We start from the raw sequence: 18,920 nt of genomic DNA on the forward strand, positions 1-18,920 counted from the left end.
TTACTCCAGCACTATCCTGTCTAGGGCTTGTATAAACACTTCAAACCGCAGCTTTGACTTCAGGGCTTCCCGTGATGCGTCATCACTCAACTCTTGGTACAGGCCTTTCTCAATATCAAAGAAAGCAACAACCACAGCTTCAACTTCAGGTTTTACTACCAAACCGACTCGATTGGTCTTTACCCATTGCGCCACGCCCGTCTGTTCACCACAGACAGCTAGGATATTTGCTCCCGAAAAAACATAGGATGATGACTTGCTTGGGAAAGCAAACCTTGTCACATCATCCTCAATCGGCAGTAACGCCCAACTGTAATCCGCATTAATCTGGGCCGCTGCAGTCGGACTGACCAAGCCAGGATAATGGAAATGCAGAAACTTGTCGGCCAAGGCTTTCAAACGATCTGCATAGACTCCCCCCCCTGCAAAAGTAAACTCCAGTTGGCCTCCTCGCTCAAAGTAGGTTTCTATGGCTTCCAGTATCAAGGGAATGCGCTGCAGCCTGCCTGCATTACCACAGAAGGAGAAACCCCCAACTTTGGGCTTGGCTGTATCGATACCATCAAACGAAACTGCAGGGTTATCCAATACATGAACAGGCACTGTCGTTTGCGAACGTGATCGGATTTCGGCTGCCATCTGCTCGGTGATAGTGATCAGGCATTTCGCCTTACGCATACTCATTGCGTCCATCTTCAGCAGAGCTTTATACACCCACTTATTAACTGGTATGACAACGTTTGCTGCCTCTGGGTGGATATCCTGAAGATGATAGACATATTCAGCACCAAACAACCGGCTGTAGAGCATGACAATAAACGGAACCACAACCGGAGGATCTGTCGAAACATAGACTTTGCTTGGCCTTACCCAAAGCAGAACCGCCAGCACCCAGAACATGAAAAACACGGCATCACAGGCTCTAAGCAACACGCCACTAGCTGAAGTTGTCAGCGCTTTGGCGGGGTAAAAGTGAACGCCTTCACCCCGGCCGACCTCTGCAAGCTTGCCTTTTATGCCGGCATGATCCTGCATGATTACCGAAACGGAATGCCCCTGATTGGCGGTCCCTTCTGCAAATCGCAATAGGGCTTCACCAATAACAGGGTATACAGGCCAAAAACTGCGATTGATGATCGCAACCTTCATCGGTTTTTCGGTCATCAATACTGTTTCCAAACCGTCCGCATCACATAATCACGGTAGCTGTGCACTATGCGTACAACCTTGTCCGCCACATTCGGCATGCTGTAATCAGACACCAGTCGCAGGCTGCGCTCTTCACCACGACTTTGTGATTCCAGAATCGCCAGGCCCTGAAGTACCCGCTCCACTTCCAACCCAACCATCATGGCGGCGGCTTCTTCCATGCCTTCGGGGCGCTCGTGGGCTTCGCGAAGGTTCAGTGCTGGGAAGTTGAGGATTGATGATTCCTCATTGATGGTGCCACTGTCAGACAAGACCGCACGGGCACAGAGTTGCAGCTTGTTGTAATCCTTGAAGCCCAGCGGTTTGAGCAGCTGCACGTTGGCATGAAATTCAACCCCCATGGCATCTACACGCTTTTGTGTACGTGGGTGGGTCGAGACGATAACCGGCAGATCGTACTGTTCGGCCACCGTATTCAGCACATCAACCAGTTTACGAAAGTTCTTGTCGGAATCGACGTTTTCTTCACGGTGGGCGCTGACAACGAAGAACTGATGCTCTAACAGGTTAAGTCGCTCCAGTACATCCGAGGCTTCAATGCCGTCGCGGTAATGATTCAGCACCTCAAACATGGGGCTTCCGGTTTTAATCACGCGATCGGGCGGCAGGCCTTCAGCCAGCAGGTAGTCGCGCGCAATGGTGCTGTAGGTCAGGTTGATATCCGCTGTGTGGTCAACAATGCGGCGGTTGATCTCTTCCGGTACGCGCATATCAAAGCAGCGGTTGCCGGCTTCCATATGGAAGGTCGGGATCTTACGGCGTTTGGCTGGCAGCACGGCCATACAGCTGTTGGTGTCGCCCAGTACCAGTACCGCCTCCGGCTGAACCTCGGCCAACACACGGTCAACAGCAATAATTACATTACCGATGGTTTCGGCACCGCTGGCACCTGCGGCATTAAGAAAATGATCGGGCTTACGAATGTCCAGATCATTGAAAAAGATCTCATTCAACTCATAATCATAATTCTGGCCGGTATGGACCAGCACATGCTCGCAGTGCTCATCCAATTTGGCCATCACCCGTGACAGGCGAATAATCTCGGGTCGTGTACCGACCACGGTCATAACCTTCATTTTTTTCATAACAATCCTTAAGTACGGGCTTTTGCGTACAGATATTCAGGCTTCAGTGCCCGCGCCACTTCAACCAAGCGAACAAGCAAAGGTATCCGGCTTGTCCCGGTCAAACATCTCATTGGCCCAGAGCATACAGATCAACTCATCATCACCCACGTTGGTCACGTCGTGCGTCCAGCCGGGTACGGTTTCGACAATTTCAGACTGTTCACCGGAGGTGTGTAGCTCGTAAAACTCGCCGGTCAGCATATGCCGGAAACGGAAACAGGCTTTCCCCTTGATCACCAGAAACTTTTCCGTCTTGGAATGGTGGTAATGCCCGCCACGGGTAATACCGGGGTGTGCGGTGAAAAACGAAAACTGTCCGGCATCCGGAGTTTTCAGCATCTCAACAAAGACACCGCGGGCATCGCCGTGCTGTTGCACCGGGTAGGTAAAGCGCTCCGGCGGCAAATAGCTGACATAGGTGGAATACAAGGCGCGTACCAGCCCCGTGCCCACAGGCTCGGTAATAAGATTATCCCGTGTAGCCTTGAAGCGGTTCAGCTGATCGGCCAGCTCGCCAACGCTGATCCGGTATTCGGGGGTGACTTCAACATAGGCGTTATCAAGGCGGGTGCTGATTGATTCAACACCGGCCAGCAGTGCCATGAAGCTATCAACCACATCATCGACATACACCAAGCGAATAACCGCAGATGGATCGTTGATCTGGATCGGCAAATCGCGTGCGACATTATGACAAAAGGTCGCCACCGCCGAGTTGTAGTTCGGCCGCGCCCACTTTCCGAACACATTAGGCAAGCGGTAGATGTATACCGGGTTGCCGGTATCCTGCTGCAATGCGAGCAAAGCATCTTCGGCGGCACGCTTGCTGTTACCATAGTCGTTATCGCGCTCAGCCTGAATGGACGAGGTATATACTACCGGTATCTGCCTGCCGCTGGCCTTGATCGCAGCGCAGAGTTGCTCGGTCAGGCCGGTGTTGCCGGTGACAAACTCCTCCGGGTTTTGCGGGCGGTTGATGCCTGCCAGATGAAACACCCAATCGACACCTTCCAGCAACGCAGGCAGATCATCGATGCTATGTTCTCTGGTGAAAGGCACTACATCGATACCGCCCTTCTCCTGAAAGTGCAGCAGCAGGCTTTTGCCGATAAAGCCGTTGGCTCCGGTTACCAGTACACGCACAGGTTAGTCCTCCGGGTTGATGTACTCACCCCGTTCCAGGGCACGAATGAAATCCAGCTTGCGCAGCAGTGCTTGCATGCCTGCCACATCCAGTCGCTCGGTGTTGTGAGAGTTGTAATCTTCGGTATGAGAGATCTTCTCTTCGCCCTGCTCGACAAACTTGCCGTAGTTCAGGTCACGCAGATCCGGCGGCACACGGTAATAGCCGCCCAGATCTTCAGCGCAGGCCATCTCTTCACGGCTGAGCAGCGCCTCAAACAGCTTTTCACCATGGCGGGTACCGATCACATTGATTGGATGGTCCGGCTTGCCCATCAGGTCCGTCAGGGCTTTGGCAAGCGTTTCAACCGTTGCCGCCGGGGCTTTCTGCACAAACATATCGCCGTTGCTACCATGCTCAAAGGCGTACAACACTAGGTCCACTGCATCGGCCAGGGTCATCATAAAACGGGTCATGTTAGGGTCGGTGATGGTCAGTGCCTTGCCAGCACGGATCTGATCCACAAACAGCGGAATCACGGAACCACGAGACGCCATTACATTGCCATAGCGTGTGCCGCAGATTACAGTTTTGTCAGGATTAACATTACGCGACTTAGCCACCATGACTTTCTCCATCATCGCCTTGGAGATACCCATGGCGTTGATAGGATAAACGGCCTTATCAGTGCTGAGGCAGACAACGCGTTTCACCTCGTTCTGAATGGCCGCTTCGAGCACATTTTCAGTGCCTATCACGTTGGTCTTCACCGCTTCCATAGGGTGAAATTCACAGGACGGCACCTGCTTTAGCGCCGCAGCATGGTAGATGTAATCCACACCACGAGTAGCGTTCAGGACACTGTTGTAGTCACGCACATCGCCAATGTAGAACTTAAGCTTGGGATTGACGTAACGCTTGCGCATGTCATCCTGCTTCTTCTCATCACGGCTGAAGATGCGAATTTCAGTAATATCAGTATCTAGGAAGCGATTAAGAACGGCGTTGCCGAAAGAGCCGGTGCCGCCGGTTATCAGCAAAATTTTATTACGAAACACTCTAATACTCCAAATTCATGTATTTCCGAACTCTTAAACTTCGACCTGCAAACACGCATAATCAGAGAAGATCTTGAAGTTCATCAAACGTAAAAGCTTTAAAAATATTCTCAGAACATAAGGATGGAAAAATCCTCATTACATAAGCTCGGTCTTTATTGTTAACCAATAAAGCGATCGCTTTTACCCCTCTTCTGGAGGCCTCTAGCAGTATTGTTGATTTTCTGGCAATACACACAGAGGAGCGCATAGCTTCGTCAAGATTTTCTATTTGTTCAATATCTGGAAAACGAGATTTATAGTCATTTGTATTTTCAAGAGGATGTAATTTGATAAAAAACCTAACACCTCTTGCAGCAAGTTCGTTCATGATCAAGTAGTTTATTTCAGGGTCTCGCGGCTCGGTAAAAAAACAAATGCATTCAACCTTTTCCGCGGATTGATTCTCACCATCAACACCATACATCGCATCTACCACTGCACTGACATAAAAAAACTTGTCTTCTTGATATAACCTATTCAGAAAACTGGCAGCCTCTGGAGTAAAACAATAGAAAGTGGAGCCTGCTAAGCCACCAGGGAATCGAAACCCATACTCAAGTCCATGGGGTAAACAGACAAGCTCTTTTTTCTCTCGATGACATACCCTGGTCTGAAGCAAAGCGAAACGGTCGTCTTTATCTCCTGTGTAAAAGACAGCGCATGGAGATAGCAGAATAACCTCATCCAGGCATGATTCGTAAACTGCTTTATGTGCAATGCGTTTAACATAGTTTGGGAATAGCGCGAGGGCACAAGTGTTTCCCAACATAACTCTGCCGTCTATTAGGGTATTTCTGATATCTCTTAATGCATGAAAAGCGGAGATTATGGATATTCTTAGAATATTCTTCCAACCAATAACAGAATAGATAGAGCTCCCAGGAAGATTGAGCCCACCGAAGTTATCTACGAGCGTTACTGCTGATATTGCTCTATCTATACTCAGTCTACACTTTTGATAGGCAGCTTTAGATCTGATCAGAAAGACAGCTTGCCTATCAGCATCAAATTCTAACGTGCTGCCAGGTTCTTTTCTTCTGACAAGATAAAATGGCAAAACAAAAGCCAGAAAAATTATTGAAAAAAAGGACAAAACAAATACAAAAAATGATAAAAAAGTCGTTAAGATCCGGGTTATTAGTGGAACCTGATTACCGGTTTCAGCATTTGCTCTAATAAAAAGACTTCTATCGAGAAGCCGAGCAAAAAAACTAACCCGCGAACAGTCGCTGGATTTCAGAAGTTCAGAAAACTCTTGCAACCTGACATAATGGTAAAGGAAAATTTCATTTGAATAATCAGAAATCCCTCCAAAATTATGATTATTCAGACGATCAATGAAGTCCTCCGTATAGCAGGTATCGGGAGAAATATTTTCCATTTCCCCGGTAGCCTGGACTCGCTTCAACCCCGAACGACCAAGATATAAGCACTTCTTTCTATCTACCAAGACAACACCAAATGATAGGGAAGATTAATCCAAGCATCATAGCAAGTCACCCAAACTGACTACAAATTCAACATTATGTTTATCACAGTATGATTTCCATCCGGCAAACTCAGTCCACTGGCTGACAAAAACAAAATCTAGCCCTGCGTTAGCAGAAGCCTCGTGATCATATCGGCTATCCCCAATAAATAAGGCAGGCCTCGCAATACACCCTGCCTGTAACTCACGTGTCAGGATCTCATCTTTAGTATCGGGACTACCATAGATACCGCCATCAAATAATTGATCCAAACCTTTTTCAGAAAAGACCTCCCGTAGTTCAGCCTGGTCACCACCTGATACGATACACCACGACGTTGATGACGTTTGTTCGCGCAACTCATATAACCCGGAATCAATCTCGCATTCGATAAGACCCTGGCGAACCTTACGCGCGTATATTTCAAGCAACTCATCTAGACCCGGTCCGCTAGCGCCCGAAGTCACAAGTTGATTCAAAAAAAATTCAAATTTTCTGTAACGCGAGACACCACCATTCGCAACATGATGATCAACCAATGCCTTTGCAGGGCCCTCGCCATAGGACAGAGCCGCCTCGTAAAACGCCTTGGTTTTTACCTTGTTAGAGTTGAGTACAACACCATCACAGTCAAAAACCAGACAGCTATAATCTTTAATTTTCACAAACCATACTTCCGTTTCAAGGCCAGTTCCACACCGGCTACATCCTCAGGAACATCCACAGCGAGGCTACCTGGTTGCGTTTCAACCATTAGAACTCGTTTACCCAATTCAAGGAAGCGCAAAATTTCTATATCTTCAGAGTGCTCCAACGCAGATTTCCTGCCAAAATTCTTAAACGTACGCAGTTCCTCACTGGTAAATGCATAGATGCACACCTGTTTTTTATACCGTGTAGGTGCATTGTCTCGGTCTTTATAACCTGGAATTGCCACTCGGGACATGTAAACAAGCTCATCTCGCTCGTTTGATATAACTTTTGGAATATTTACACTTGAGGGGGTTTCATCATCTGAAAGCCAGCTATACCCATTAATAACCATCTCCATGTGATCAAGTTTAGCATTTCTGATTTTAAGAATATCATCTGAATTAACCAGAGGTTCGTCCCCCTGAACATTTATAAAAAGATCAGCTTCAATCTGCTCTGAGGCTTCTGCAAGCCTGTCCGTACCAGTCAGGGCACACGTGCTGGTCATTACCGGCTTGAAGCCAGATGCACGAACAACTTCTGCAATACGCTCATCATCAGTGGCTATATACACATTTTCAGCACCGACAGCTTTGCCAGAAAGCTCAGCCACCCAAAGAATCATCGGTTTTCCAAGAAGGGGCACCATAGGCTTACCAGGGTAGCGGCTAGACGCATACCTAGCAGGAATTATCACTACGCTTCTCATAAATCAGACCTTTAAACAGAGGTTATAAAAAGGAAGCGACTAACACTTCCAATACTCAACTAATAGCTGAAACCGATTAACGAAACACTAAAATATAAACATATTAATAAAAACCATATTTATGCAAGCAAAAACACAGTCAACACATACCAAAACAACACAGAAACAAAAAAACCTAAAATCTATAGCTGTATCAATATGATTTAAATATCTTCATTTAGCATAGTTAATAGACGATTAAACTTTGAACGAACAAACCATGGACGCAAATGATCTTTATCACTGTAGATTGGCATACCATTATCAGCAAGATTATAGCATTGCTCGTCAGGACAGATGACATTAGATGATTCAAACACTTCCACGTTCTTTTGTAGTAGACTTTCTCTCATTTCGCGCACCAAACTTAACTGATGTTCATCAATTCTAAACTCAGACACTTTAGGAGATTGCATATGCTGTACAGATAGCGGCCTAGCACTTATTAAATCAGTCAATATAACTTTAGGATCAAACAAATGACTCTCAGGATTATCCAGTATCACAATGACACGATACTTTTCAGCCAAATTAGAAACAAAATCATAAAAAGAAGCTTTAGCTAAAGCTTTACCTTCATCAGTAGTTAGAGGTATTTTTTCACTACCACTTCGATAATAGTAATCGTATTTTTCTCCATTTCGACCATCGATAAGATAACGATTAAATGCCGCTGAAATAACAACGGTATTTATAGAATTTTGACTAAGAACCTCTTCAAATCTGTAAAATAAGCGATGACAATTACCATCAACTTTAGGAATAGGAGGACAACCACCACCTGTAATGAATACTGATGGCAAATTTACTGCTCCAGCAATCAGGGGGCCATATTGCTCAACATGCGAGTCACCTAGAAAAACAAATTTAGGATCAACAGTAACATTTGAAAAAACAAAGCCTCCAGACATAAGCATGGACTTTTTCAATAAACCCGGATAATCCCAATCTTTAATCGCTGACTCGACTAATGTTATTTTGCTATGACGCCCCTGATATCCATTATTAAAAAAAACCATCCCTCCCAAAAAACCGATAAAAGACATACCGAAAATCAATAAAACAACGACCCTACCATTACTAACATTTTTCTTAATAGGATATTCGATGAAATAATAGGTTAATGCAGCCAGAAGCACCGACAACAAAACGGACAATAACGCCCATAGAAAATTTATCTGCCCTTGAATAATATGAACAAATGAAAGTACAGGCCAATGCCACAAATACAGCGGAAAGCTAATCAAACCAACCCAGACCAAGACAGGATTAGTTAAAAAAACACGTCCGAAATAGCTATTCTGTGAAACAGATATTAAAATAATACTTGAAAGAACTGGTATCAGAGTCCAAAAACTTGGGAAAGCGAAGCTTGAATTCATAAAAAATATAAAATAAAAAACAGATAACAAACTAAGAAATGAAAGCACATCAAGCAAAGAATTTGTGGATAAAATTCTAGATAAAACATTCCTTTTTGAAACAACAATTAAATTAGTTTTCTTAGAAACCAAGAAAGCCAAGATGGCTCCAGACAACAACTCCCAACTTCTAAGAATTGGGTTATAGAAGGCGCCCTCAGAGTTACTTCCAACTAGAAAGATCCCAAGCATAAACGACGTGAACGCCATAAGAAGGATCGCATACAAAGATGGAAGAAAACCCCTCCAAATCACCGTAAAAAGAAAAGGCCATAAAAGGTAAAATTGTTCTTCAATGGCTAAACTCCACAGATGAAGTAATGGTTTAGTATTGCTAACTCCATCAAAATAACCGCTTTCTGACCATAAGACAAAATTGGATACAAATCCAGCACCTGCAAGAATATGTTTACCGAGCAAGCGATATTCACTAGATAACAAAGAAAACCATGCAACCGTGATAACGGTGGCTAAAACAATTATGATTGAGGGAAATAACCTCCTTATACGGCGCTGATAAAATCCAACAACATTGACAGCTCCTTTATCAACTTCCTCGATAAGTAAGCTAGTTATAAGAAAACCACTTATAACAAAGAAGATATCAACACCGATAAAACCACCAGGGACAATTTTTGGAAATGCGTGATACAAGACCACAGACATTACTGCCAAAGCCCTAAGCCCATCAATTTCTCTTCTATACTGCATTGGACACTTGATAAGAAATTAAAACAACATTATAAATTAACTTATAATCATAAAGCATAAACAGATTTTACAGGCAAACTATAAAGAGTTGGTGTTATAGCTATTAATGGCAAAGCGCCCCCAGACGATTGGTACAATGAAAGCAATCTTTGCATTTCAATGCATCTAGGGTCAGCCGCGTGGAACCCATCAAATCCTGCTAAAAATATTTTATCTGCATGCCCTGAAGTTGCAGTAGCCAAAGCATAAGAAATAACCAACGGCGAAGGGGACTGACAATACAATTCATTGAAAGAAAATACATCTGGTGAAATAGATAGACCGAAATCTAGGACATCCTTATTTAATAAAGCATTACGAACATCATCAGGTAACATTGAATATGGTGTTATTAAAGGTTGAGGTAAGTTAACGTGAAGATCACAGTCAGCAAGGAGTCGAACAGGATGACAAGCGATTCTGTAATCAATTAAATCGGCACAGATTTCACGTTGAGTATTCAGAGCGACAACAATTGGTTTTCTTCTTCTTATGAAGTTTTCAATTGCATTACTGTGCTTGGAGGCTCCCGGACCAGTACCAAGGATCAAAACTTCTCTTCCCTCTAGGTCACTTCTTGGACACCAAGTGCCTCTAGGGTTACCATGGTAAAAATTTCGTGCTGCGTCTAAAGTATCAAGATCAAACTTTTTCCCACCCTCTTGCTTCAGATGATTTATCACAGCCATAAGATCATCATCATCATATCTAGAGTCACTGAGCATTTCTTGTATATAAGAGGGATGAATAGAATATTTACCGGCTAAATAATAATAAGAGTTTGTGCCCCACCCAAAATCTGACTGCATTTCTTTAAAGTATTCACGGACCAGTTTAGCTAATGGCACTAAGTTTATTGACGCCGAACGACGATCTGCAACTTCAATTGCGAGCTCTTCTGTGCGAGCATTACCTGGGCCTCTGCCCATTCCCGTCACTGTGGAATCGACCCAATTTGCTCCAACCTCAAGCGCTGACAAAGTATTCGCTTGAGCTAGACTAAGGTTGTCATGTGTATGGATTCCTATTTCACCAGACCATTCAGACCTAAGCCAACTGATAATTTCAGTCACCTGTGCGGGACGCATACTCCCCATGCTATCCGCAAAATAAAGCACGTCAATTTTAAACTCTGAAGCAGCCTTAGCTACTTTTCTAATTTCACTCTTTGTTCTTTCTGCTATTTGCATGAGGTTGAATCCAACTTGGTAGCCTCGGCTTTTCAACCAATTCGCACAGGGAAGTACAGTGAAAAACTCATGTATATGACAGGCAATACGCACTAGATCAACTGGGGACTCTGAACAAGGCTGGGGAAATAGTTTACTGAGTAACTCAATTTGATTATTAACATCCGTGAGTTCACTGGCATTAACCATCACAGAAACATCCAACACAGGAGGAATATCTAGTGAGCGTAGGAATTCATCAGTTGAATGCGCACACGCCCCCTTGAAAGAACTATTTATCGTTGTCCTAAAGCCCAACTCAACAATATCAACACCCGCTACAGGCATAGCCTGAAGGTATTGACGAATCAACTCTTGAGAAAAATCCCATGAGTTATAATACCCCCCATCTCTTAGGGTACAATCCACCAACACAATGTTATTACTCATACGTTCCTCACAGGGTTTACATCAAACTCTAAAAAACTTAGCCTTTATTAAAAAACAAACAAACAAAGAAACAAAAAAGGCCATACCAACAAAAAAATATGAAAAGACATTGCCAGAAAAAAACATAATAAAATATTGAAAGAAAAATAGCGAAAAAACGCAATCTACCAACAGACTCCTGACATATAACCGCCTGAACACATACGATAATAAAAATACAAGCAGGACCAAAAACACACCCAAAGAACCAGCATCATATATCGTATCCAAATAAAGACCAAGAAACTGGGTCGACAAATACCCAAAATAAGATTCCCATAATTCACCTTTGGATGCCACTTCGACACCCAAACCTTTTAAAGCAAAGAACATTGATGAAAGATACCCATTAAACCCTCCTAAGAGAGGAGCCTCCATCTCACGGAGTATATGAATTGTATTATCTATCCAAGATCCAAAGTAGTATAAGACAGAAAAAGTTATTACATCCAAATCAGAACCCGACTCAACATAAACCCACCAACTGGAGTAACCATCAAACCTTGAAACCGTAATAAATGAAAATACAATAAGCACCATCACTAGAGCCAAAAGAATACTCACAGTCAAAAACAACCGTTGTTTTCTACTAAATAGCTCATAATACCTAATAAACAAAAGTAGCAAAGATGCAACATAGTAGAAAAGCCCTGATCTGGAAAACCCAGTCATGCTTAACATAGGAATATTGAAACTGACAAAAAAAAGCATACATGCCAGTAGAATTCTTCCTTGCAAATAGTAATAAAAACATAAGCAAAGCGACAGCCAAGCAAACAAAGAGAAAAACCGAAAAACAAAAGACCCCTTTGACAAAGCTGATTGAGCTAAGTAATCGCCAGCAAGACCGGCATTTTTATATTCTGTTATTGAAACGTCACTTTCCCCAATAAAACCAACCCCACCATAGATCAACAATATGTTATACAACAAGCCCATAACACCAATTAAAATAAGAAAATAAGCAAGGTTAACTACACCACCTCCACCCTCTGGTAATAATGGCTGAACCTTTATCCCACATTTAACTTTTGGAAAAAGCAAAAATACTAGAGCCGTAAAAAAGGCAGGAATCGACAAAACTATAAATAGGTCGAGTAAGCCCTGAAATTCATAATCCGGATAGATAAACAGAGAGCTGCAAATAGAAGCAAAGACACACCCAAATAGAATTGACCTAATCTTACTAAAAGGAAGCTGACTAAGCGCCAGTAATAAGAAAACAACGGCCAATGCTAACTTCATAGTTATGATTTCTCTGGGCGAATGAAGACACTAGTCCGCTTTACATTTATCTGATCTTTTCTGCCACCCAAGGAACACCACAATTTAATAATTTCATGCCTGTCTGGCCAAACAAATTTGCCTATAGCTCCTCGGGAGCGATTGAAATTATGATATTTGTCCCTTAGTACATCTTTAGCTGCTAGATACAAATAATCGCGATTAAGGCCAAGTTTAGTACGATGAGGTTGTATTTCTTCAAAAAACTCTGATATATCCTGTGCCAGTTCAGTAGTAGCCTCTCCCAGAGATGATATGTTATGTATGTATTTCTTTATAATTGAATTATCAGAATCCGTTAGATGACTGTTTTCGAAAAATTCAATCAGGTTCTGCTTCACATCTTCCTTAGTAGCCGCCTTCATACCTATTGAACGCAGACCTACTACTCCCTCGCCTTCTTCTTCAGGAAAAGGAACAAAGTTTATATGAGGCTTACCCAGGAGTTCTGCTTCCAAACCTGTTGTACATTCTGAATGAATAACCAATGATGCATCCCTCATAACGCGATGAACATCCCCTTGCTTTTCAACAATCAGGTTATCTAAATTTTCAAAGTTTTTAATATACCATTCTTCGTTCTCAGCAGGGTGCGGCCTGAACTTGAATTGAATATCAGGAAAACTAAGGCAAGTATTTGCCACCATGTCGACGAATTCAATAAAGTCCTTGGCTGATACTGCCCACCTTTTATACATACTAGAGATTATTTCCTCTCTAGTTCGTCGCTCAGATTCTCCACCTTCACAGCGAATTTCGAACATTCTCCTGCTCAAAGCAGTTGGGTCATCGGGAACAGTATTAACATTAGAAAAACGTGAATTTATTAAAACATAGCTACTCATGACATCTTTATTATCAGGTTTATCATAAGCCTGAGCATAGATATCAAATCTTGGGCAACCTAAAATTCTACCTTTATCGATCCAAGTACAGTCTTTAAAAAGGTCATACTGAGCCTGACCCCAAAAGTAGACTTTATGGATAGCTTTTTTTTCAAACAACTCTTCTGGGTATGCTAATTTCGTTTCTCTTTCGTAATCATTGACTTTAAACGCACCACCTTCATCATGAAAATAAAAGACTTTTCCTTTAGCTCTTGCAATTTCTTCAAGAAACATCTTATCAAATTTAGATCTCCCTGAAGTACCTCCCAAACGACCAACAAGAACACCGCCAGTTTTTGCATAGGATCTCCGTACTTTGTGGGCACTACCCAAGAAGCTTGCAACTCCACGCTCTGATAGTTTCTTGGCTAAAATTAAGCGCCATTCCAAATCTCTTCTTGGTGAATCTATGATATGCGATGCTATTTTTTTCAATGTTTTTCCTTTAGATTTTCATAATAAGTTAATATCAATATTTTCATTAAGACATGATTTATAAAGACTGTTTATTGATATAACTTAGGAGTTTAGAATTATCTTTACTTCTAAGCTCTTTATATTCTCCAAACTCTGCAATCTGACCATCTTCGACTACGATAACGTAATCAACATTTCGAATAGTTGAGAGCCTATGCGCCACGATAACAATCGTTTTCTGGCCCCGGTATTTATCTATCTGGTGCTGTATTTCGTTCTCAGCCTCCACATCTAAAGCACTGGTAGCCTCATCCAGCATCAAGATATCGGGGTCTGAATATAGCTCTCTTGCGATAGCTATTCGTTGTTTTTGTCCACCGGAAATTCTCATGCCATTTTCGCCAAGCGGTGTTTTATAACCCAGAGGCATTTTTTGGATCATCTCATGTGCATTTGCTTTTAACGCAGCCTCTTGAACAAGATCTTCCACAGTGCCCATTCTATTATTCAGGCCTAAACTCATTGTGATATTATTCTCAATGGTGTCATCAAATATAAATCCACCCTGAGAGACATATCCAATGTCTTTCCGCCACAGCCTATCGGATATTTCTCCGAGCTCTTCTCCCCCTACAGTAATAGAGCCTGAAGTAGGTTGAATGAGCTTCCCAATCATATCGAGTATAGTTGTTTTACCAGATCCAGAAGGCCCGATGATTGCGATGCTTGCTTTATCTGGAATATTAAAACTAACGCCCTTTAACACAAATTCCTGGTCGTCATTATATCTAAACCACACATCTTTAAATCCGATAGAAAAACTTTTTGGCAATTGTTTGCAATCTAACTCAATATCTTCATTAAAACCTGTGCTTCTATCTATTTCTTTTGCAACCGCATTAATACTAGCAGCATTTTCATAAACGGCTTGCTTATGCCTTTGAACAGTAAAAAGTGCATTTGCGGCTTTATATAATAACAATACAGACACTATCGCTACATCCATACTTCCGCCAAATAGTGCTGTATAGATTACAAGAATTGAAATTAGCATTAGCAGCAAAACAGATTCTCGTACTGACAAAGTAAAAGATTCTGCATAACCCGTCTTTTTCTGCAGATTTGCCAGGTTATCAATTTCAGAACTTATCAAATTAGAAACATTTTCAATATTAGCCGTCACCTTAAGATACTTATAAGAACTGAACGACTGAGTGACAAGGCTTGCCAATTTAGCGCTATTTTTTAGCATCCCCATGGAATACTTTTGAACTTTCCCATTGAGAAATTTAAATAAGGTGAGGACAATACACCCAGCAATCACAATCATCACGCCAAAAGCCCAAGACACAGAGAATGTTGCTATAACAAAGACCACAGCAACCAATAAATTTGAGAACAGCTGAGAAAGCAGATAATAACAATATCCAGCCCTATGGCATTGTTCATTGACAAGATTAATAACTTCTCCACTATCTTTCTGGGAATACTCTTCATATCGGAGAGTCATATAATAAGATATCAGATCTTTTCTTATTAAACTTAAATATATCGACCTCAAATAAGCAGAATAGCTCAGCGATATGAACTGAAAAACACCTTTAAAAAAGAAAAGAAAAACTATAAGCACTAACAATAAAAGGCTTAGATCAACACCAGCAATTTCACTCTGATTTTGAATGTATTTCAGGAGATCAGAAATAATAGGCATTTCAATAAAGGGGATTTCACCATCACCGAAAACAACCTGAATAAGGGGAAACAGGGATGCCAACCCAAAAACCTCTAGCACCGCTGCTATACACACAAACAAATATGAGAAAAACATCCTAAATCCTATATAAGCATATATTTTATTTAGGAGGCCTAATATATTTACTCTATCAGTCATAATAAGCTCTTTATAGAGTAAAAAAACTACTCAAAATCAACACAATAGTTTGCAACAGTATGACGGATAGCATCTAGATAATGATCATATTTTTTATCCCAGTACAATCTATCAAGAATATCCTTTTCATGTCCTTGCTCAATAGCATTGGCAGCAAGGCTCATTAATTGCTTTTCAAAACCAGCCTTATTAACCTCAACACTGTATTCCGAAGCCTTTAATTCATTGAAAAGCTCTCGTATTTGTCGATAGTTAACCAATCCAATACATGGCACGCCCAAACCAAGACTACAAACATTTGCATGAAATCGCATGGCGAGAACAAGATCAGATTTACTATATAAATCAAAAATATACCTCTGCCCTTCATCTCCTACTAGATAAGGCGCAGTTTTGACATATTTTCTTCGGATTTGATCAGGAATTTTCTCTATTACAGCTGAAATTATAGATATGTCTCTGAATATATGAGGTACCAAGATCACATTCCCTCCTCCTTCACAGAGCGCCGTGATAACGTCGGCCATACCATCTAAGAACGTTTCAAAGCTGATGTCATCTGTACTTATGTTAGGAAATCTTGAGTCAAGCATATCCCCAGCAAGCTGTACAATTATATTTTTCCTCGTTTTATCAAGCTCTGGATGATAATGATCACTTATTTTTGTATAGAATCCAGCATCAGGCACGTGAAAGAATACTTTCTCATATTCTTCACCTACAATCTCTTTCAATGCTTTTCTTGACCCATCATTTCTGCAGGACAGCAGCATTTTTGGGGATTCAACTATGACATCCAAAAAGTCACGAAATTTCCCGAGTGCTTCATCACTTGCTCCCTGAGCGGGATCCACACCTAGTGCATTAAAAACTATAGGAGGATTAATAGCTTTTAATAATTCTAAGTCTATATCGAAAGAGCAACCTGTTTTTGAGTCATCAACCCAAAGTTCAAAGTAATTCCCCCCACCAACAACAACCAGATCATATTGGTTCGCAAGCTCTACAAACCCCTCATCAAACCTTTTATTATCCCAATAAATTTCTCTTATCTCATATTCTGTAAAAAAAAGAGGAACTCCTAACTTTTCCTCCAAGCGATATTTAAATCCAGAGTGATTCGCATTGTCGCCGATATTTCCCGTAAAGCTTGCAACATGAAGAATATGTAACGCTTCCATAAATTCATCAAAATAATATAAAGGTTATTATTAAACAGACCCAACTGCTATATCGAATCGGCCATTATCATTTCAGCTTTCTGTAAGTCTGTAGTGTCATCAATATCAATACTCACGGCTTCATCCATATAATAGGGAAGGGTGTTTTTGGTCAACAGACTTTCATTTTTAAGAAATTCATCTATTCCAATAATGTATATTGCGCCATTGGCACTACACACATTAGGTAAATCTTGTCGGCGCAAAAAGGGGAACTCTGCATTTACAGCGCCTTGCAAAACACCATCCTTCTCAACGAACCACTTCAATGGTGAGCTATCACGCCTTAAGACACTGATGACAGCATCCCCACCACCTTCTCTAATGAGCTGAAATGCTTCTTCGATATGTCGAGACGTCCTTAAAGGGGATGTAGGTTGCAACAGAATCAGATACTGATAATGCGCCCGCTCTTCACACGTCATACTTAATAGAGCATGCCGAAGAACAGGTAAGGTTGACGCTTCATCAGTAGCTAACTCATAAGGCCTTTTTACAACATCTGCCCCCAACTCGTGAGATACAGATAGAATATCATCATCATCAGAAGTGACAATAACTTTATCTATGCAACCTGATTCAAGAGCCGCTTTTATAGACCACCAGATAAGAGGAGCCCCATTAAGTTCCACAAGATTCTTTCTTGGAACTCCCTTCGACCCCCCTCTTGCCGGGATTATCGCAACTGCGGACTTAATCATCAGCTCCTTCGCTTACAACGGTATGCCTTAGAACCCATTCGCCCTCACGCTGGGTCCATATATGCGGAGAACGATGTTTATCGATAACTTCCCAGAATTCATCTTCTGTTGTATCAATATATTCAAGAAACTCTTTGAAATATTTTGCAGGGAACTCTGCATCATACTTTTTAACAAGATATGCTGCCTCTTCACGGGTTATCTTGCCATTTCGGACTTCCTGAGCCGCATCATATGTGCAGCGACCAATTCCAAACTTTATTAGAGTGGTGAAGTAGTGGAATGGATCAATTTTATCGTCAATACTACTGTACTTTGAATATGTCCCTTCAGTACGGACCGGGTTAGCCTGAAAGCCCGTATGATCTACTGCGTAATAATAACATTCTTGAGGGTCCCACTTCAGGTAATAACCCAGATAGTGAACTTCCACCCCAGCATCAATCAACTCCTCCTGCGGGGGTGCGATATACGGAGCAAAATCATCTTTGGTGTACTTGCCAGATGCAATGTATTCTTCCATCGATACACCACCAAATCTCATTGCCAGCGGCTCTTCAGCTGAGAAAAAATCCATCTTCATAATCGGATTAGAGTTTTCCTCGATGGCATTACCGTATTCTGCCTGGTTCTCTCCATACATAACCAATTTCACACCAAAACGTTTCGCCATCGCCGGACCAATTATTCGCTGACCAACAATAAAAGGCTGAAACGGGTGCAGAAGATTATGGAAAGCATTGCGAGTCATTTCACGGTGGAGTTTACCATTAGGGGTGTACAGGATATTATCCAAACCACCGGTGTGCATCCATTCCTGAAAATTCTTCATCCCTATATCAGTATACAGGTGAGGAGCCCAGGTGACCGTTAACGGATTCATCCCATATTTATACTTCAGGATATGTGCAGTGTAAGCACTATCCTTACCTCCGCTGCCAGGAACAATTACATCATAAGAGCCATCTTTGCTCTTAAATCGAGCTAGAAGTTCTCTGAGGCGCTCGTCTCTATCATTCCAGTCGATCCCTAGCTCTTTTTCCTCATGATAAACACACGCTGAGCATACTCCATCTTCGGTAAAGTTTATAACACTCTTTTTCTCCCCTTTTTCGTTTTTAAACTCTACTGTAGAGCTTGGGCGCTGGTTAGAAATAACGCACTTCTTACAAAACTTTACGTCTTGAGGAAGACCATAAAATGCTTCTGGTTTATCAGACAT

Annotated in this window: 15 protein-coding genes; all 15 read right to left on the reverse strand. The window is 42.1% G+C overall.

What is annotated here, in order from left to right; translation table 11 throughout:
- The gene (locus Q0882_RS04045) at positions 1-1,164 is read right to left on the reverse strand and encodes a glycosyltransferase (RefSeq protein ID WP_299178355.1); all 1,164 of its coding nucleotides are present in this window, start codon (positions 1,162-1,164) and stop codon (positions 1-3) included.
- Positions 1,164-2,294 (reverse strand): non-hydrolyzing UDP-N-acetylglucosamine 2-epimerase, encoded by a 1,131-nt coding sequence (wecB, locus tag Q0882_RS04050; protein ID WP_299178357.1) that lies wholly within the window; start codon positions 2,292-2,294, stop codon positions 1,164-1,166. Before wecB ends, Q0882_RS04045 begins: the two co-directional genes overlap by 1 nt.
- 60 nt (positions 2,295-2,354) lie before the next feature.
- Complete coding sequence (locus tag Q0882_RS04055; protein WP_299178359.1) at positions 2,355-3,479, reverse strand: NAD-dependent epimerase/dehydratase family protein; 1,125 nt, start codon at positions 3,477-3,479, stop codon at positions 2,355-2,357.
- 3 nt (positions 3,480-3,482) lie between these two features.
- Positions 3,483-4,517, reverse strand: a complete 1,035-nt coding sequence (locus tag Q0882_RS04060) for a polysaccharide biosynthesis protein (protein ID WP_299178361.1) — start codon at positions 4,515-4,517, stop codon at positions 3,483-3,485.
- A 61-nt stretch (positions 4,518-4,578) separates the two neighbouring features.
- Positions 4,579-5,940: a hypothetical protein gene (locus Q0882_RS04065; RefSeq protein WP_299178363.1), complete on the reverse strand. Its 1,362-nt coding sequence runs from the start codon at positions 5,938-5,940 to the stop codon at positions 4,579-4,581.
- Positions 5,941-6,045: 105 nt separating this feature from the next.
- Positions 6,046-6,693, reverse strand: coding sequence for an HAD family hydrolase (locus Q0882_RS04070; protein WP_299178365.1), 648 nt, complete (start codon positions 6,691-6,693; stop codon positions 6,046-6,048).
- Positions 6,690-7,430 (reverse strand): 3-deoxy-manno-octulosonate cytidylyltransferase, encoded by a 741-nt coding sequence (locus tag Q0882_RS04075; RefSeq protein ID WP_299178367.1) that lies wholly within the window; start codon positions 7,428-7,430, stop codon positions 6,690-6,692. Before Q0882_RS04075 ends, Q0882_RS04070 begins: the two co-directional genes overlap by 4 nt.
- A 203-nt stretch (positions 7,431-7,633) precedes the next feature.
- Positions 7,634-9,601, reverse strand: a complete 1,968-nt coding sequence (locus tag Q0882_RS04080; RefSeq protein ID WP_299178368.1) for an acyltransferase family protein — start codon at positions 9,599-9,601, stop codon at positions 7,634-7,636.
- 47 nt (positions 9,602-9,648) lie between these two features.
- Complete coding sequence (locus Q0882_RS04085; protein WP_299178370.1) at positions 9,649-11,259, reverse strand: aldolase catalytic domain-containing protein; 1,611 nt, start codon at positions 11,257-11,259, stop codon at positions 9,649-9,651.
- Positions 11,260-11,280: 21 nt separating this feature from the next.
- On the reverse strand, positions 11,281-12,543 hold the full coding sequence (locus Q0882_RS04090) for a hypothetical protein (protein WP_299178372.1): 1,263 nt from the start codon (positions 12,541-12,543) through the stop codon (positions 11,281-11,283).
- A 2-nt stretch (positions 12,544-12,545) separates the two neighbouring features.
- On the reverse strand, positions 12,546-13,904 hold the full coding sequence (locus Q0882_RS04095) for a surface carbohydrate biosynthesis protein (RefSeq protein ID WP_299178374.1): 1,359 nt from the start codon (positions 13,902-13,904) through the stop codon (positions 12,546-12,548).
- 58 nt (positions 13,905-13,962) lie between these two features.
- Positions 13,963-15,777 (reverse strand): ABC transporter ATP-binding protein, encoded by a 1,815-nt coding sequence (locus Q0882_RS04100; protein ID WP_299178376.1) that lies wholly within the window; start codon positions 15,775-15,777, stop codon positions 13,963-13,965.
- A gap of 26 nt (positions 15,778-15,803) precedes the next feature.
- On the reverse strand, positions 15,804-16,958 hold the full coding sequence (locus Q0882_RS04105) for a polysaccharide pyruvyl transferase family protein (RefSeq protein ID WP_299178378.1): 1,155 nt from the start codon (positions 16,956-16,958) through the stop codon (positions 15,804-15,806).
- Between the two features lie 47 nt (positions 16,959-17,005).
- Positions 17,006-17,698: an acylneuraminate cytidylyltransferase family protein gene (locus Q0882_RS04110; RefSeq protein WP_299178380.1), complete on the reverse strand. Its 693-nt coding sequence runs from the start codon at positions 17,696-17,698 to the stop codon at positions 17,006-17,008.
- The gene (locus Q0882_RS04115) at positions 17,691-18,920 is read right to left on the reverse strand and encodes an N-acetyl sugar amidotransferase (RefSeq protein ID WP_299178382.1); all 1,230 of its coding nucleotides are present in this window, start codon (positions 18,918-18,920) and stop codon (positions 17,691-17,693) included. The genes Q0882_RS04110 and Q0882_RS04115 overlap by 8 nt, the downstream gene beginning before the upstream one ends.

Origin of the sequence: uncultured Neptuniibacter sp. (assembly GCF_947498015.1) — a bacterium.
Lineage (GTDB): Bacteria > Pseudomonadota > Gammaproteobacteria > Pseudomonadales > Balneatricaceae > Neptuniibacter.

Excerpts from the sequence above, each read along its gene's own strand:
- Q0882_RS04080 (WP_299178368.1), bottom strand. The coding sequence starts at position 9,601 with ATGCAGTATAGAAGAGAAATTGATGGGCTTAGGGCTTTGGCAGTAATG.
- Q0882_RS04065 (WP_299178363.1), bottom strand. The coding sequence starts at position 5,940 with ATGGAAAATATTTCTCCCGATACCTGCTATACGGAGGACTTCATTGAT.
- wecB (WP_299178357.1), bottom strand. The coding sequence starts at position 2,294 with ATGAAAAAAATGAAGGTTATGACCGTGGTCGGTACACGACCCGAGATT.
- Q0882_RS04045 (WP_299178355.1), bottom strand. The coding sequence starts at position 1,164 with ATGACCGAAAAACCGATGAAGGTTGCGATCATCAATCGCAGTTTTTGG.
- Q0882_RS04110 (WP_299178380.1), bottom strand. The coding sequence starts at position 17,698 with ATGATTAAGTCCGCAGTTGCGATAATCCCGGCAAGAGGGGGGTCGAAG.
- Q0882_RS04075 (WP_299178367.1), bottom strand. The coding sequence starts at position 7,430 with ATGAGAAGCGTAGTGATAATTCCTGCTAGGTATGCGTCTAGCCGCTAC.
- Q0882_RS04115 (WP_299178382.1), bottom strand. The coding sequence starts at position 18,920 with ATGTCTGATAAACCAGAAGCATTTTATGGTCTTCCTCAAGACGTAAAG.
- Q0882_RS04090 (WP_299178372.1), bottom strand. The coding sequence starts at position 12,543 with ATGAAGTTAGCATTGGCCGTTGTTTTCTTATTACTGGCGCTTAGTCAG.
- Q0882_RS04100 (WP_299178376.1), bottom strand. The coding sequence starts at position 15,777 with ATGACTGATAGAGTAAATATATTAGGCCTCCTAAATAAAATATATGCT.
- Q0882_RS04105 (WP_299178378.1), bottom strand. The coding sequence starts at position 16,958 with ATGGAAGCGTTACATATTCTTCATGTTGCAAGCTTTACGGGAAATATC.
- Q0882_RS04085 (WP_299178370.1), bottom strand. The coding sequence starts at position 11,259 with ATGAGTAATAACATTGTGTTGGTGGATTGTACCCTAAGAGATGGGGGG.